General features: G+C 35.2%; 15 protein-coding genes and 1 pseudogene. 1 reads left to right on the forward strand and 15 read right to left on the reverse strand.

Annotated elements, in window-relative coordinates:
* Positions 1 to 79: 79 nt before the first annotated feature.
* The 13 genes and pseudogenes from AB5359_RS08000 to rsmG form a co-directional block, all read right to left on the reverse strand.
* Complete coding sequence (locus AB5359_RS08000; protein WP_048685944.1) at positions 80 to 829, reverse strand: aspartate/glutamate racemase family protein; 750 nt, start codon at positions 827 to 829, stop codon at positions 80 to 82.
* A gap of 2 nt (positions 830 to 831) precedes the next feature.
* On the reverse strand, positions 832 to 2403 hold the full coding sequence (locus AB5359_RS08005; RefSeq protein WP_077410534.1) for a UDP-N-acetylmuramoyl-L-alanyl-D-glutamate--2,6-diaminopimelate ligase: 1572 nt from the start codon (positions 2401 to 2403) through the stop codon (positions 832 to 834).
* 49 nt (positions 2404 to 2452) lie between these two features.
* On the reverse strand, positions 2453 to 3598 hold the full coding sequence (locus tag AB5359_RS08010) for a cell wall metabolism sensor histidine kinase WalK (protein ID WP_003652122.1): 1146 nt from the start codon (positions 3596 to 3598) through the stop codon (positions 2453 to 2455).
* Between the two features lie 5 nt (positions 3599 to 3603).
* On the reverse strand, positions 3604 to 4290 hold the full coding sequence (locus tag AB5359_RS08015) for a response regulator transcription factor (RefSeq protein ID WP_003649950.1): 687 nt from the start codon (positions 4288 to 4290) through the stop codon (positions 3604 to 3606).
* A gap of 150 nt (positions 4291 to 4440) precedes the next feature.
* Positions 4441 to 6291 (reverse strand): ABC transporter ATP-binding protein, encoded by a 1851-nt coding sequence (locus tag AB5359_RS08020; protein ID WP_020807081.1) that lies wholly within the window; start codon positions 6289 to 6291, stop codon positions 4441 to 4443.
* 13 nt (positions 6292 to 6304) lie between these two features.
* A pseudogene (locus tag AB5359_RS08025) lies at positions 6305 to 8027 on the reverse strand (ABC transporter ATP-binding protein).
* Between the two features lie 136 nt (positions 8028 to 8163).
* Positions 8164 to 8997, reverse strand: a complete 834-nt coding sequence (locus AB5359_RS08030; RefSeq protein WP_003652130.1) for a DUF1129 domain-containing protein — start codon at positions 8995 to 8997, stop codon at positions 8164 to 8166.
* A gap of 11 nt (positions 8998 to 9008) precedes the next feature.
* Complete coding sequence (ychF, locus tag AB5359_RS08035; RefSeq protein WP_003649946.1) at positions 9009 to 10109, reverse strand: redox-regulated ATPase YchF; 1101 nt, start codon at positions 10107 to 10109, stop codon at positions 9009 to 9011.
* A 23-nt stretch (positions 10110 to 10132) separates the two neighbouring features.
* Positions 10133 to 10381, reverse strand: coding sequence for a DUF951 domain-containing protein (locus AB5359_RS08040; protein WP_048685951.1), 249 nt, complete (start codon positions 10379 to 10381; stop codon positions 10133 to 10135).
* 20 nt (positions 10382 to 10401) lie between these two features.
* Entirely contained in the window at positions 10402 to 11283 is an 882-nt protein-coding gene (locus AB5359_RS08045; protein WP_003649944.1) for a ParB/RepB/Spo0J family partition protein, read from the reverse strand.
* Positions 11267 to 12040, reverse strand: coding sequence for a ParA family protein (locus tag AB5359_RS08050; RefSeq protein WP_003649943.1), 774 nt, complete (start codon positions 12038 to 12040; stop codon positions 11267 to 11269). The genes AB5359_RS08045 and AB5359_RS08050 overlap by 17 nt, the downstream gene beginning before the upstream one ends.
* A gap of 14 nt (positions 12041 to 12054) precedes the next feature.
* Positions 12055 to 12936 carry a nucleoid occlusion protein gene (gene noc / locus AB5359_RS08055; RefSeq protein ID WP_003652133.1) on the reverse strand — a complete coding sequence of 294 codons (882 nt, stop codon included), beginning with the start codon at positions 12934 to 12936 and terminating at the stop codon, positions 12055 to 12057.
* 22 nt (positions 12937 to 12958) lie between these two features.
* On the reverse strand, positions 12959 to 13678 hold the full coding sequence (gene rsmG / locus AB5359_RS08060) for a 16S rRNA (guanine(527)-N(7))-methyltransferase RsmG (protein WP_020807087.1): 720 nt from the start codon (positions 13676 to 13678) through the stop codon (positions 12959 to 12961).
* Positions 13679 to 13876: 198 nt separating this feature from the next.
* On the opposite strand from rsmG, the gene AB5359_RS08065 reads away from it, so the two are divergent.
* Positions 13877 to 14413, forward strand: a complete 537-nt coding sequence (locus AB5359_RS08065) for a CvpA family protein (protein ID WP_003649940.1) — start codon at positions 13877 to 13879, stop codon at positions 14411 to 14413.
* A 40-nt stretch (positions 14414 to 14453) separates the two neighbouring features.
* Here AB5359_RS08065 and AB5359_RS08070 read toward each other — a convergent pair whose 3' ends face one another.
* Complete coding sequence (locus AB5359_RS08070; RefSeq protein ID WP_003649939.1) at positions 14454 to 15380, reverse strand: FAD:protein FMN transferase; 927 nt, start codon at positions 15378 to 15380, stop codon at positions 14454 to 14456.
* Positions 15377 to 16180 carry a tyrosine-protein phosphatase gene (locus tag AB5359_RS08075; protein WP_048685954.1) on the reverse strand — a complete coding sequence of 268 codons (804 nt, stop codon included), beginning with the start codon at positions 16178 to 16180 and terminating at the stop codon, positions 15377 to 15379. The genes AB5359_RS08070 and AB5359_RS08075 overlap by 4 nt, the downstream gene beginning before the upstream one ends.
* Between the last annotated feature and the right edge of the window lies 1 nt (position 16181).

Here is a 16181-nt window from a genome sequence, read left to right on the forward strand (position 1 = left end):
ATTATATCAATATTCCTCCTAGAAATCTTTTTTTATACCAAAAAAGCCCCTCAGCTGTCTAAAACTGAGAGGCTTTATCTTATTTATACATATATTTTGCAGTTGCCTCTTTAGGATCTATTCCATTACGAATCTTCAAAGCAAGTTCAATTGAAACATCAGCAATAATTGACTGAGGATCAATCACATTATAAGGATGATCTGGTGCCTTTTCTTGAGCAAGCGATAATTCCGTACATCCCAATAAAATTACATTGCAACCATATTTATCATGCATTGTCTTCAAGATCTTATGATACAAATCATGATCAACAATACCCTTTTCCTTAATATCACTGTAAATTAATTCATTGACCATAGGCTGAATTTCGGGACCACCTAATTCTACCTTCTTGCCAACGCGTTCTAATTCGTCCACATACAAATGATCATAGATAGAACCTTCAGTTGCAATTAAGCCAATTTTTTCTTCCTTAGGAAAATCATCTACAAATTTATGCACAGCAATCCGCATCATGTGTAAAAATGGTACATCAGTTAATGCAGCCAAATCGTCATAAAAATAATGTGCGGTATTACATGGCATCACAAAGAAATCAGGATTAAGCTTTGCTTGACTTAAAACATCATCTTTTAAATCATAGAAAAAGTTAGGCTTACTATGATCCATGATATAAGCAGTTCGATCGGGAATTTGAGCATCATTTACTAAAATATAATTCAAATAATCTTGGTCTTTAGCGATTTTAACTCGGTGATTAATTAAGCGGACATAACTTTCAGTTGCGATTGTCCCCATTCCGCCAATAATTGAGAAAAAGTGCTTCATAACTATTCCTCATCGTCTTTTTCTAATTCATTAATTACACTTTCAGCCACTTTAATATCAGTTGGATATGGTGTATCTACTCCGCGAATCTTTTGGAATGGATCTGCACCCTTCCCGCAAATTAAAACAATATCATCTTTATTAGACATTGCAATTGCATCATGAATTGCCTTTTCACGGTCTAATTCAATTGTGACATCAACTTTTTCATGATCAATGCCAGCATCAATTTCTTGAGCAATATCCATTGGATCTTCAAAACCAGGATCATCAGTAGTCAAAAATGCCTTATTTGCATATGCAGTCAAACTTTCACTAAATCCAGGGCGACGTGATACTCCCTTATCCCCAGGAGCTCCAACAACTACAATGATCTTTGGATTATTGAATTCACGTTGCATAAAGCTCATTAAGGCTATCATTGAGGCCTTATTATGTGCATAGTCAACGATAACTGTCCCATGGTTCTTTGATGGTAAAGTTTCCATTCGACCTGGAATTGTTACGTGACGAATTCCTTTAGCACATTCTGCATAGCTTTCACCAGCAAGACCAGCACCAATAATTGCAGCAGTACCATTCATCTCGTTGAAGTCACCAATCATTTGAAGAGTGTAATCTCCAGCGATTGGTAATTTCTTAGCTTTTTCAGAAGCACAGAATAACTTAAATTCAGTTTCCTTCATGTCTGTTTCAACTGATTGGAAACGGAAATCAATTGGTTGTTTTAAGTTAGGATTTTCGAAATCATTTCTAGCAAACAAATAGATACTATCTGGATTAGTAGTCGTAGTTGCTGCTGCATAAATTTCATCAAAGTGGTCTGACATTGCGTTAATAATACACTTACGCGAGTTAACCATTAATTGTAATTTACAATGCAGATAATCTGCGAAGTTAGGGTGTTCATTTGGACCGATATGGTCTGGAGTAATATTTAAGAAAAATCCTAGATCATAGGTTAAACCAAAGACACGATTTTTCTTATAAGCTTGACTAGAAACTTCCATTACCAAATGAGTCATACCATTATCAACAGCTGTTCTCATATCACGGAACAAGTCTAAACTTTCAGGCGTAGTCAAACTAGACTTGAACTTATCTTCAGGCCTTGGTCCGACAATATCATCTACTGATGAAAATAAAGCTGTTCGACCCCCGTTAATTTGGTCAAGCATCCCTTTCAAGAAATAAGCAGATGTAGTTTTACCTTTTGTACCAGTGAAGGCTACAACATATAAATCATCTTGCGGGAATCTGTAAAAAGCAGCCGATAAAAGAGCCATGGCTTTAGTTACGTCTCTAACAACTAAAGCATGCATTCCTTTACCTTCTGGATATGGTTGTTCTGCTACATAACAAGTAGCTCCACTATCTTTAGCCATTGATAAATAAGTAGGTCTAAAGCCTTTACCCTTACAGAAAAACAAGGTATTTGTTTTTATATCACGTGAATCATATGAAATATAATTCATTTTAGTTGGAACCGCATCTTGTACTGCACTTGACTTAAGCAAGTGGTGTTCCTTCAAAATTAAGATGCAAGTGTTTAAAGAAATGCTAGAATCGCTCATTTTTTCTCCCCAATTTTTTAATCAATTCAGCCTAAATTATAGCACACCATCATTTTGCTTTGGGGCTATTGAGTGGTAGTTGAATAATAAAACTAGTTAATTCTGATGTTGACTGACACTTAATTGTCCCGCCATGTAAGTCAACAATACTTTTCGTAATCGCTAAACCTAATCCAGTACCGCCGGTTTTTAAATTTCTTGAACTTTCTACTCGATAGAAGCGATCAAAGATTTTTTGCAAAGACTTCTTAGGTATCTGCTCCCCATTATTTTCAACTCTAAGTTCTACAAATTTATTATTCACCTTATTGGCAATTAAATTAATTTCAGTTGCACCATGACCATATTTCAAGGCGTTTGAAATCAAATTATTTAGCATTCGCACAATCATTTTAGCATCAGCATCAATTACTAAATCTCTTGGTCGTGTTACTACATTAAAGGTAATGTTTTTCTTTTCTGCTTCTAATTCAAAACCAGCTGCTACCTGTTCAAGCATTGAATTAACATGGAGCGGTGCTAAGACTAGTTTATTATTCGTTGACGAACGAAGCGTAGTGTATTCAAATAAGTCTTCAGCTAAAGCTTTCATTTGTAGAGCTTTATCATAGGCGATTTTAATATATTTAGCTTGATCCTCATTTAGTTCGCTACTCTTTAATAAACCCAAGTAGCCAATAATTGAAGTTAGCGGTGTTCTGATATCATGAGATACGTTAGTAATCAAATCATCCTTTGATTGCTCAATCTGGCGCTCTTCTTCCATTGAAGCTACGGTACTATCAACTAAAGCGTTAATTGAATCGATTACCTTTTGTAAATCTGTCTTTACTACAAAAGGAATTCGATGATCAAAGTGACCATCAGCTATATAATGTAATTCTTCAATAACATGCCGCAGTTGCATTTGACGATATCTCCTAATCAATCGCCAGTAAACAACAATGGCATCGCCCACTAACATAACACCAACAAAAAGTCGTTGCCAAGACCATAAATGCATCCCGTTAGCAAAAGTAATTGTCTTTTTGAGAAAGAATATACCATTTTCTAAACGTGGATCATTCAATACTGCCAAATTAAGCAAAATAATAATCGAAAGATTCAATAGCAAAAGCAGAATAACAGTTATAACGCCTTCGCCAAATAATTCACTTTTTTCTTTCGTGGTTAGGATTACTTTTTGTTTTTTCATCCTTACTAAGCCTCTACTTTATAGCCTACTCCCCAAACTGTTTGGATAACTTCTTCTCCATCAGTTGCTTTTTGAATCTTATCACGCAAGTGAGAAACGTGAACCATAACTGTTTTAGCTGAAACAACCGATTCTTGTTGCCATACTCTTTCAAAAATTTCATCTGCACTAAATACGCGATTAGGATGACTAGCAAGCATGTATAAAATTCCAAACTCTAAAGCAGTTAATTGAATAACTTTCCCTGTTAAAGTCTTAACTTCATGTGAGTCCTTATTAATTACTAAGGGTCCTACTTCTAATACATCTGGCTTGTCGTCTTTGACTTCTTTTTGACTGCGACGGAGCAATGATCTTACTCGCGCCATTACTTCTAATGGGTTAAATGGCTTAACAACATAATCATCTGCTCCAGTAATCAATCCTTGAATTTTATCCATATCGCTAGTCTTAGCTGAAACAACTAAAATTGGAATTTCTGAATCTTTTCTAACCTCTTTAATAACTTCAATTCCCGACATTTGTGGCATCATAATATCAAGAATCATCAATGCAATCTCTGGATTAGTAGAAAGTTTAGTTAAGGCTTCTTTACCACTATAAGCGGCAATTGGTTCATAACCTTCATTTTTTAAATATATACTTAATAATTCAACGATTTCTTTATCATCATCAACAACTAAGATCTTCATGAGGAATGTCTCCTTATTCTATATTTATCACGTAAAAAAACTATTATTAATATTTTACCTGTTTTACATCTATTTACCTAAATTAAACCACGTTTTTAAAGAATCATAAAAAATGAACCCTAGAAAAAATATCTAGAGTTCATTTTCTAACTAATCTAATTCTTTTTTACCAGTATACAACTCGTAATAATAGCCTTTTTGCTTCAAAAGTTCTTCGTGATTACCACGTTCAATAATATGACCATGATCCAGAACTAAAATGAGGTCTGAGTTAACAATGGTTGATAAACGGTGGGCGATCACAAAACTAGTTCTACCAGCAAGCAAGTTATCCATCCCTGCTTGAACCATTCGTTCAGTCCTAGTATCAATACTTGATGTTGCTTCATCTAAGATCATCACCGGTTCATCAGCAATCATGGCTCTAGCAATACTTAATAACTGCATTTGACCTTGTGACAAATCGCCACCATCTCCATCAATTACAGTCTCATATCCATCATCTAGCTCATGAATAAATTCATCAGCATGTGCTAAACGAGCAGCTTGATAAACCTCGTCATCACTCGCATTTGGTTTTCCAAATCGAATATTGTCCATGATCGTACCAGTAAAGAGGTGCGTTTCTTGTAAAACAATCGATAAAGAATGGCGTAAATCATTTTTTCTAATTTGAGAAATTGGAACGCCATCATACGTAATCTTTCCAGACTGAATCTCATAGAAACGATTAAGCATATTAGAAATAGTCGTCTTACCAGCACCAGTTTCACCGACTAAGGCAACTTTCATACCCGGTTTAGCATCAATATTAATATCGTGCAAAATTTGCTTTTCAGGAACATATGAAAAGTTCACATGATCAAAAACAATATGTCCTTTAATTGGAACTTTTTTAATATCACCATTCTTCTCAGGAACATCCCAATACCAACTATTTTTAACGTCGGGATTGGCCGACATAATAACGTCGCCATTATCAACTTCCGAAGGTTCATCTTCTAACTCAAAAATTCTCTGCGCACCAGCTAAAGCCAAAACTATTGAATTCAATTGCTGTGAAATCTGAGCAATCGGCATACTAAATTGCCGCGATAATTGTAAGAAAGAAGCAATTGCACCTAAAGTCAATGGTGCCCAGCCGTTAATTGCGGCAGCTCCTCCGATAAAGGCAATTAATACGTACAATAAATTTCCCATATTACCCATAATTGGGAACAAAACGGTCGCATAAGTATTAGCCTTCCCAGATGCTCCACGCAGTTCTTCATTAAATTTATCAAAGCCCTCTTCAGCTTCAGGTTCATGTGAAAAGACCTTAATGACTTTTAAACCATTAAGCATTTCTTCGTCATAACCGTTAATTTGACCTAATTTATTTTGTTGAACCTTGAAGTAGTAGCTAGACTTCACAGTTAAAAATCTAACAATTCCAAATGATAGACCAAAAATAATAAAAGAGAATAAAGTCAATTGCCAGCTTAAACTGAACATTGCCACAATAACAAAAATCAAACTTAGAGCTGAATTCAAAAATTGTGGTAGCGATTGTGAGATCATCTGCATTAAGGTGTCGATATCATTAGTATAGCGACTCATGATATCACCATAATTATTTTGATCAAAGTAAGCAATCGGCAGAGATTCCATGTGGGTAAATGTCTCATTACGAACCCGGAATTGAACTTTTTGAGCTAACACTCCCATTAGCATGCTAAAAAGATAGTTAGAAATAAAGCCAATTGCATAAATTCCAAACATTACTAAAATTGCATTCAGTAATGGACCATAGTTAGGAACCTTTTCATGCAGTAAGGGAGTAACATATGTATCAATTAATCGCTCAATGAATAAGGATCCAATTACCGCTGATCCAGCTGCCAAAATGATGGTAATTACTGAAACGATTAACATCCAAGGACTAGTAGTTAAGACTACTTTTAGCAGACGACCTAAAACTTTAAGACGATTTCCTTTAGTTTGTTGTTTTGCTTGATCCATAAAGTTCTCTCACCTACTTTCCTGCATTATTTTCTTCTTGGAACTTAGCGATAAAGCTCATTAGTCTTCATTAGCTCCTCATGAGTTCCAATTGCTTGAATGGTACCATGATTCATAACAATAATCCGATCAGCGTCTTTAATTGAAACAACTCTTTGCGAAATAATAATCTTAGTCGTTGTTGGCATATCTTTAGCCAAAGATTCACGAATTTCACGTTCAGTTGTTGTATCAACTGCGGAAGTTGAATCATCTAGAATTAGAATTTCCGGATTCTTTAACAATGCACGTGCAATCGTAATTCTTTGTTTTTGACCACCAGAAACATTATTTCCGCCTTGTTCAATCATAGTATTATAGCCATCTGGCATTTCACGAATAAAGCCATCAGCATGTGCAATTTTAGCAGCAGCTACGACTTCTTCGTGCGTTGCATTTTTATTTCCCCATTTTAAGTTTTCTTCAACAGTTCCACTGAACAAAACATTCTTTTGTAAAACCATTGCAACTTTATCACGAAGAGCCTTTAGTTCATATGACTTAACATTATGTCCAGCCACTCTAACTGCACCAGATGTTACATCATAAAGACGCGGAATCATGGAAACTAAAGTCGATTTTGATGAACCAGTTTCACCAATAATACCAATTGTTTCACCTGGCGTAATATGTAAATTAATATCTTCTAAAGCATAATGCTTTTCATCTGGCGAGTATTTAAAGTTAACATGATCAAAAACAATATCACCGTTTGTCACATCTTTAAGTGGTTTACGTGGGTTTTCAATCGCTGATTTTTCAGTTAAAACAGCTGCAATACGTTTACCACTAGCTTCTGAAATAACCAATTGCGTAGTAATCATAGCTAGGATGTTTAAACTAAATAAAACAGAGTTTGAATATGAAAACATTGAAACTAATTGTCCAGTTTGCAAGCTTCCACCAACAATTTCTTTAGCACCAAACCAGCAGATTGCTAAAGTTGAAATATTAAGAACTGCCATTACAACTAACGCATTAAGTGACATGATTTTCTGCGCAGTTGAGAAAAGCTTATAGATAAAACCTGAAGATTTTTCAAATTTCTCAATTTGAGCTTCTTCTTGAACGTAAGTCTTTACCTCACGAATTCCACGAATATTTTCACGAACATCCTGATTCATTACATCGTATCCTTTAAAAATACGTGGGAAGTAAGGATATGCACTTTTAATAATTAATGCCAAAATTAAAACAAAGATTGGAGCAATTACCACAAAGATTAAAGATAGTCTTGGACTAATTATGACTGACATAATAATTGAAAAAATTAGCATCAGCGGTGCACGAACGGCAATTCTGATTAGCATTTGATAAGCGTTTTGTACATTAGTTACGTCTGTAGTAAGTCGCGTTACCAAACTAGCGCTAGAAAATTTATCAATATTACTGAAAGAAAAATCTTGAATATGATAAAACATATCTTTTCTTAAATTAGCTGCAAAGCCGGCTGCTGCATGTGCAGAAACGTAACTGGCAGCTGCACCTAAAGATAAGGAAATTAAAGTTAATACGAAAAGGATTAGGCCCCATTTATTGATGTATCCCATATTTCCTTTCATAATTCCCTTATCAATTAAAATACCAACCAAGTACGGGATCAGCATTTCAATTAAAGCTTCACCTGCAACTAGGACTGGGGAAGTCAATGACAATTTTTTATATTGCCGAATTGACTTACGTAACACATTAACCATATAAAACCCCCGTTCTTTTAACTTAAAAAAGATAAAAATAAATAGACGCCTCGCGCCGTCTATTCATTCCTCTAACAAACACATTATTTGCTATCTTTATTTATACTGTAGACTACTTTAATTAAATAGTCACGCTTTAACTTCTGCGATTTCTTCTACGTGCTGCAATCTCATTTTCACGTTTAATTTGTAGTGGATCGACAACATGGTACTTTTGACGGAACCATCTCCGGCCAAAGAACGCAATGACAGCTAACACAATGTAAACCCAAGGGTTAAGAACTGGGTTAATCACTCTAAAGGCAGGAAGTGCAGTAAGATTAATTACTACCATCATTATAACCACTAGAATAGCCCCAATTAAAATCATTTTCCAGACAGATGGGCGATGTTCTTTATCTCTAGTCATTAAATCGCTGTAGTAAGCCATCAGAATACCAAACAAAACAGTAACAACAATCATTGTAAAAATACCTAATTGTTGTTGTACGCCTGATTGTTTTGGATTTTGGCTAAATAATTGTACTAAGCCAAAGAACCCAGCAAAAATTGCAAAGTAAAGTAAACCATTATCTACTGCATGCATCCAAAACTTGCTTTTTGGTGCTTCTTTTTTTGGATTAGCAATTTCAATTGCTTTTTCTCTTGGAGCTTTTTGGTACAAGCTGGATGCTGGAATACCTTTACGTTGTGCAACAATAATTTCTGGCAAGATTTGATCAATTGCAGGTTCTACTTGATCCATAGTGTAGTTTTGATCTTCTGCCAGAAATTTTTCCAAACGAAAGACATAATCTTGATTTTTATTACTTAACTTCTTTCGTAATTCTTTTGGCGGCATCTTCTTAATCTCTTCTTCACGAGAATTTTGTTCATGTGCCTTTTTTAATTTCTCTTGTTTTACGTTACCTACTGTTGAGTTTTTAGCTGCTTCAGTATTTTCACTCTTGTTTTGATCTTTTGGATCCATTCAAAAAACTCCTAAACATTAAATCTAAATTCAATAATATCACCGTCTTGAACTACGTAATCTTTTCCTTCAAGACGAAGCTTTCCTGCTTCCTTAACTTTTTGCATGGTTTCAAGTTTGTCTAAGTCATCAAATGAAACAACTTCTGCTCGAATAAATCCACGTTCAAAGTCTGAGTGAATAACACCAGCAACTTGTGGTGCTTTCATCCCTTCATGGAAAGTCCAAGCACGAGTTTCAGGACCACCAGCAGTAAAGAAAGTACGAAGTCCTAAAATATGATAAGCAGCCTTGATTAAACGATCAAGACCAGATTCTTCAACGCCTTCCATTTCAAGAAATTCTTTTCTTTCATCTTCATCCATTGAAGCAATTTCTTCTTCAGTAGCAGCACTGATGCCTAAAGCTTCAGCATTTTCACTTTCAGCATGCTTTTTAACAATTTGGTAATACTTATCACTTTCAGGATCAGCCATTGAGCTTTCAGCAATATTAGCAACATAAATAACTGGTTTAGAAGTAAGTAAAAATAGCCCCTTTACAATCTTTTGTTCATCTTCATTAAAATCAATTGAACGGGCAGCCTTTCCTTCTTCAAGAACAGGTTTTAACTTGTTCAAAACAGCCATTTCAGCCTTAGCTTCTTTATCACCTTGTTGTGCAACTTTTTGAACTTTTCCAATTCTACGGTTAACTGCATCTAAGTCGGCAATTGCCAATTCAAGATTAATGGTGTTGATATCTTCTTCAGGATCAACTTTACCAGTAACTGAAGTGATATTGTCATCATCAAAAGCTCTTACTACATGAACAATTGCATCCGTTTGGCGAATGTTTTCAAGGAATTTATTTCCAAGTCCTTCACCTTTAGATGCGCCCTTTACTAAACCAGCAATATCAGTAAATTCAAAAGTGGTATGAACAATCTTTTTAGCTGGAATTAATTCTTGAATGCGAGCTAGACGACTATCTGGAACTTCAACCATCCCCACATTTGGTTCAATAGTAGCAAATGGATAGTTTGCCATTTCAGCACCAGCCTTAGTAATCGCGTTAAACAAAGTAGATTTACCAACATTTGGCAATCCAACAATACCTGCAGTTAATGACATTATATTTCTCCTCTTAATTGGTTTTATTCAAAGTGTGGTACAGCAATGTTTTCCTTTGGAACATAATATTCTTCTTTTAAGTTAACTGGATCATTTGCTGAATGCAGCACCTTTTTTAATTTTTTATTGAATTCTGCTTGAGGCATCATAATTAAATGACCGCACCCTAAGCATTTAATGCGAATGTCTGCACCCATCCGCAAGATTTCCCACTTGTTTTCACCACATGCATGTGGTTTCTTCATCTGCACTACATCGCCCAAATGATACATGAAAAATCACTCCTAATTAATTATTTATCTAAATTTATCCCTAGTAAATCTAAAATTCGATTTAATTCATCAGTTGAAGCAAAATCAATCGCTAAATGACCATTTCCCTTTTTGCTTTCTGTAATGTTTACGCTAGTTCCAAATTTATCAGTTAATTGAGATTCGCTAGCTCTGATAAAAGCAGACTTTTTAATAGCCTTCTTCTTAGGCTTCTTTTCTTTTTCATTTAACTTAGCCACTAATGACTCTAATTGACGAACAGTAATTCCGTTCTTAACCACTTTTTTAGCTAAGTCATCGATTCCATCCTTATCTTTTAAGCCAAGCAATGTTCTTGCTTGCCCCATTGATAATTCTCCTCTTTGAAGAAGACGTTTAGTCTTTTGCGGCAAGGTAAGTAAACGAAGATAGTTTGCAATATACGGACGAGATTTTCCTAATCTTTTAGAAACTTCAGCCTGCGTTAAGCCCAAATTCTTTTGCAACATTTCATAAGCTTGCGCTTCTTCTAGTGGTGTTAAATCCTCACGCTGCAAATTTTCTAGAACTGCAACTTCCATCATCTGTGCTTCATCAAACTTACGAATGATAGCTGGAATTGTTTCTTTTTTGGCTAACTTAGAAGCACGAAAACGACGTTCTCCGGCAATGATTTCATAACCATTAACTGATTTACGGATTATGATTGGCTGAAAAACACCATTTTCTTTAATTGATTCAGACAGCTCTTTTAGACTCTTGTTATCAAAGGTCTTTCTTGGTTGGTAGGGATTAGGCCTAATTTCATCTAAAGGAATTTCTGTAATTTCTTCAGTTTCTTGCACTTGTGGGCTTTCATCAAATAAGGCTTCTAACCCACGTCCTAACCCACGCTTTTTTGGTTCTTTAGAGTTTCTTACCATGAGCTTTCAACACCTCTTTTGCTAAGGAATCATACACTTGTGAACCCCGAGATTTTGGAGCATATTCTGTAATTGGCTTACCATAACTTGGTGCTTCAGCCAATTTGGTAATTCTCGGAATAATTGTCTTATACACTTTTTTATTAAAGTAAGATTGAACTTCCTTAACAACTTCAGCGCCCAAATTCGTTCTTGCATCTAACATAGTTAGTAGAACGCCTTCTACGCCCAAGTTTTTATTAAAGTGCTTTTGAACTAAACGAATCGTATTTAATAATTGGCTTAGCCCTTCCATTGCATAGTATTCGCTCTGTACTGGAATTAAGATAGAATCTGAAGCAGTGAAGGCATTAATTGAAAGTTGCCCCAAAGATGGTGGACAGTCAATCAAGATAAAGTCATACTCATGACTAACCTCATCAATTCCTTGTTTCAATCTAGTTTCACGTGCCATCATTGATGTTAATTCCATCTCAGCACCAGCTAATTGAATTGTAGCAGGAACTGCATCTAGGTTTTTAGTTTCAGTATGATGAATTGTCTCAGACAGGGGAATTTCATCAATTAAAACATTATAGATATCCTTATCTACAGTTGATTTTTCAATACCTAAACCAGACGTTGCATTTCCTTGAGGATCAATATCAACAATTAAAACCTTATAACCATGATTTGCAATGCTGGCACCTAAATTAATTGTCGTCGTTGTTTTGCCGACGCCACCTTTTTGATTAGCAACCGAAATAATTTGAACCATATTTACCCCTTTGCTTACTTTTTAAGCAATTCAATAGTAATCTTGTAGGAATCTCCCTTTTTATCTTCTTTATACTTCACAGTCATTCCCGAATCTTTTGCCATTTTAATTGCTTTTTTAATGGTATTAATTTGTACTTTAAAGTCATTAGCTGTTCGAACTTGAACTTTTTTCTTAGGTTTCTTCTCTTTTTCAGGCTTATTCTCTTCAAGCTCTTCTTCTTTGGCCTGCTTCTGTGCTTCAAGGTAGCCGTCAAGATCTTTTACCATCTCTTCAGTTTCTTTTACAGTTAGACCATTTTTAATAATTTCACTGACAGCCGTATCTTGGTCTTCTTCATTTAAAGCTAAAAGTGCACGACCATGACGTTGCGAAATCTTCTTATCAATTAAAAAACCTTGTACCTTAGGAGTTAATTTTAGCAATCTAATCTTATTAGCAATATATGATTGGGTCTTTCCCATTTGCTCTGCTAATTCAGTCTGAGTTAAGTTATTAACTTTCATCAATTGCACATAAGCTTGCGCTTCATCAATTGGATTAAGGTTCTCACGCTGCAAGTTTTCAACTAATGCCAAAGAAGCGGCTTTCTCATCGTCCATATTCTCAACAATAGCTGGAATTTTAGCCCACTTCAGTGATTGAGCTGCACGAAAGCGTCGCTCACCTGCAATAATTTCGTATTCACCTTCAGGACCATCAGCTGGCTTACGTAAAATAATAGGTTGAAGTAGTCCTTGTTCTTTCAAAGTAGCCGCTAATTCTTCAATTGATTCATCACTAAAAGTATGGCGTGGCTGATAGCGGTTAGGCATAATTTTATCTAGTTCAATTTCTTGAACTTGCTTACTTTCAGGAATCTTTTTTTGACGATTGCCAAATAATGAAAATGCCATAATCTAAATCCTCCAATTAAATTTAAAGTGGTTTTCTATTCGGTGTGCCAGCCTGACGTGGATACTTCTTTGGCGTAGCTTTTACTTTTTTAACAACAATCAAGGTGCGTTCATCATCCGTATCAGGAAGCGTCAATTCTTTCACTTCTTTAACGCTTCCACCTAATACTTCAATTGCATTTTTAGCTTCTGCTAACTCATCCTGTGCTTTAGGTCCTTTAAGGGCAACTAAATATCCATCAACCTTAGCTAAAGGTAGACAATACTCGCTCAAAACACTCATTCTTGCCACTGCACGTCCAGTAACCAAATCAAATTTTTCTCGTAAATTTTTATTTTGTCCAGCATCCTCTGCACGACTATGAACTAGAGTAACTTTATCTAAACTTAAATCACTTACAAGTTCATCTAAAAACTTTAATCGTTTACCTAAAGAATCAACGATGGTAATGCTTAAGTCTGGGCACAAAATTTTAATTGGTAAAGATGGAAATCCTGCTCCAGCACCTACATCACATAAACTCTTCTCACCTTTAAATAAGTCTGAAAATTCTAAAAGAGGTGTAATGCTATCAAAGAAATGTTTTAAGTAAACTTCGTTTTTATCAGTAATTCTAGTAAGATTGACCTTTTTATTAAATTCAATTAATTTGTTATAGTATGTCGCAAACTGTTCTTTTTGCTTACTACTAAGCTTAAAGCCGTAATTTGCGAGTTCTTCTGCAAAAATTTCTGGATTCATTTTTCACCCGTGAAACCTAGTTTCACACTCCTAATTTACCGCAATTAAAGTCGGTTAACAATACTATCATCATCATAAACTAACGTATTTAATTATGTAGTATTTTTTAAGAATCGTCAAAAAACAACTAAGTCTGAAAAAATATGTATTTAAATCAATATCTATAGGCTATAATGATTAGCAAAAGGGGTTAAATTCATGATTGTTACGCTTATTGTGATTCTTTATCTTGGCTACCAAACCTACAAAGGATACCAGCTGGGATTTGCTCAACGTGTTATTAATATGATTTTTGGGGCAATTGTCTTTGCTGCTGCAATTTTAGGTCAAAATAGCCTAGGAAATTGGTTCTACCAACAATTCTCAGGTAATCTAGTTCCAACAACTGGTAATGTTAGTCTGGAATTAATCGGTTACCGTTTCTTAGCTTTCTTCGTAATTTGGTTTATCGGAAAGATGATTCTAAAAATATTCAAAGGCTGGCTCCCTAAACGAGATCGTACTAATAAAGGGCTAAGTAATCTGTTAGACAATGTCCTCGGGGCAATTGTTTCATTTATTGCAGCTTACTTCTTAGTTTACGTTGCCTTATCTATGTGCCAAGCTTTTCAAAATCCTTGGTTCATCCAGCAAACAGTCGATTCACCAATTTTACGAGTGATTATTTACAACACTCCAGGTTTATCTAACGGGGTCTTTAAGACAATCTTTGGTATTAGTCGAACTGTAGGTTAATATTTCACAAAAAAAGATTCGGAAATTTCCGAATCTTTTTTTATACGCCGATTCTTTCAATTGAATCATCATCGTACACAAATATTGCACCATAGCGACCGGCTTTATCATTTTTCCATCCAGGAATAGATCCACCAGCAAAAAATAGTCGTTTACATTCAATCTCTGCTTGAACTGAATCCCTAGTAAATAATGTAACCCCTGCCACATGAGTCTGAACTGGATATCCAGTCTTAGGGTCAATAATGTGGTGGTATTTTTTTCCATTAATTTCTAAAAAGCGTTCATATGTCCCACTAGTTACAGCTGAGCATTCGTGAACTGTCGCAGTTGTAAGGTTATCTCCACGCTTCTTTTTCGGATCTTGAACACCTAAAATCCATTCGCCACTTGCCCTTTTTGGAGAACTATTTACGAATAAAACATTGCCGCCTAAATTGATAATCCCAGCTCGTACATCGTATGCACGCCAAAGGTCTCTAATTCTATCTGCAATATAGCCTTTAGCAATACCTCCTAAATCAAGTTCCATCCCTTTTTTAGTTAGGAAGACAGTCTGGTTAGCATCATCTAAAACAACATCATCAGGATTAGTTAAGCCCATCTTTGCTTTAATCTGTGCATCAGTAGGAACATGTGCTCCTTTAAAGCCAATATGCCAGAGTTTTACAACTGGTCCAATAAGCGCATTAAAGCCAAAATTTTGCTTACTTTCATAAACTGCTAATTTAATTAAGTTATATGTACTTGCCGAAACTTGAACAGGATGAAGACCTGCGGCATGATTAATATCCATCACTTCAGAATGATCACGATTTACAGTTAAGCGATCCTCATATCCCGCAATTAAATCAAAGCTCTGATCTAGGATTTTTTCGTTTTGATCGCCATAGATCTGTAAAGTAATAACAGTACCTAAACCACGACCAACTTTTGAAATTGGGGTTGAAGCATAGTTCTCTATCATTTTGATGCCTTCTTTGGCTCTAAATATAATTCTCTTAGGCTTTGAATCAATTCATCATCAATCTTCAAAACATTCTTAATATAGTTATCAAGACCATCATATTTTTCATCAATTAATAAAAGAGCTGTATCTAAGTATTCATTTGCAACACTTGCTAAACTTCTAACGTTGGCACGTAAAATCACACCGCCGCCTTCATCGATTATCTTTTGATTCATCATAGCCTGATATCTTCCGAGCATTAAGTTTGAAAATAGATAATCTTGTCTGATAGTTTCCATATCAACGCCTAAAAGATACAAAATTAAAACTGTAGCTAGACCAGTACGATCTTTTCCTTCAGAACAATGAAAAATAATTGCACCATCTTTAGTGTTAGCAAAAATATTCAGCAAACTTCTAAATGCCTTTTGTGAGTATTCTTGGCTAACGGAAGAATAATATTGATGACACATCGTTTTAAAACCAGCATATTGATCTTTAGTATAGGTCTTCTTTAATTGCGCTATCTTTTGATCCGTTTCTGCACTTTGATTGCCATGAATTGGATTATCAATATGTTCTACTCCCGCTGGTATAACATCAGGAGTAATTTTGATTTCTTTAGGTGAACGTAAATCAATAATTTTAGTTAAGCCATAATTAAGTAAAAAAGTTTCATCTTCCTTGGTCATTTGACATAATTTACCAGTTCTAAGAAGACGGTGCATTTTAATTTTACGGCCATCAAAACCTACATAGCCTCCCAAATCACGTGCATTAGGCACATGCTCTAGTGGTAAAACGTTGGGCCTAATCATT

This window comes from Lactobacillus sp. RTP31084st1_F9_RTP31084_210423, from assembly GCF_040919545.1.
GTDB classification, from domain to species: Bacteria; Bacillota; Bacilli; order Lactobacillales; family Lactobacillaceae; genus Lactobacillus; species Lactobacillus paragasseri.

Bases quoted from the DNA above. Each gene is read 5' to 3' on its own strand.
- AB5359_RS08000 (WP_048685944.1), bottom strand. From the start codon at position 829: ATGAAGCACTTTTTCTCAATTATTGGCGGAATGGGGACAATCGCAACT.
- AB5359_RS08005 (WP_077410534.1), bottom strand. From the start codon at position 2,403: ATGAGCGATTCTAGCATTTCTTTAAACACTTGCATCTTAATTTTGAAG.
- AB5359_RS08010 (WP_003652122.1), bottom strand. From the start codon at position 3,598: ATGAAAAAACAAAAAGTAATCCTAACCACGAAAGAAAAAAGTGAATTA.
- AB5359_RS08015 (WP_003649950.1), bottom strand. From the start codon at position 4,290: ATGAAGATCTTAGTTGTTGATGATGATAAAGAAATCGTTGAATTATTA.
- AB5359_RS08020 (WP_020807081.1), bottom strand. From the start codon at position 6,291: ATGGATCAAGCAAAACAACAAACTAAAGGAAATCGTCTTAAAGTTTTA.
- AB5359_RS08030 (WP_003652130.1), bottom strand. From the start codon at position 8,997: ATGGATCCAAAAGATCAAAACAAGAGTGAAAATACTGAAGCAGCTAAA.
- ychF (WP_003649946.1), bottom strand. From the start codon at position 10,109: ATGTCATTAACTGCAGGTATTGTTGGATTGCCAAATGTTGGTAAATCT.
- AB5359_RS08040 (WP_048685951.1), bottom strand. From the start codon at position 10,381: ATGTATCATTTGGGCGATGTAGTGCAGATGAAGAAACCACATGCATGT.
- AB5359_RS08045 (WP_003649944.1), bottom strand. From the start codon at position 11,283: ATGGTAAGAAACTCTAAAGAACCAAAAAAGCGTGGGTTAGGACGTGGG.
- AB5359_RS08050 (WP_003649943.1), bottom strand. From the start codon at position 12,040: ATGGTTCAAATTATTTCGGTTGCTAATCAAAAAGGTGGCGTCGGCAAA.
- noc (WP_003652133.1), bottom strand. From the start codon at position 12,936: ATGGCATTTTCATTATTTGGCAATCGTCAAAAAAAGATTCCTGAAAGT.
- rsmG (WP_020807087.1), bottom strand. From the start codon at position 13,678: ATGAATCCAGAAATTTTTGCAGAAGAACTCGCAAATTACGGCTTTAAG.
- AB5359_RS08065 (WP_003649940.1), top strand. From the start codon at position 13,877: ATGATTGTTACGCTTATTGTGATTCTTTATCTTGGCTACCAAACCTAC.
- AB5359_RS08070 (WP_003649939.1), bottom strand. From the start codon at position 15,380: ATGATAGAGAACTATGCTTCAACCCCAATTTCAAAAGTTGGTCGTGGT.
- AB5359_RS08075 (WP_048685954.1), bottom strand. From the start codon at position 16,180: ATGATTAGGCCCAACGTTTTACCACTAGAGCATGTGCCTAATGCACGT.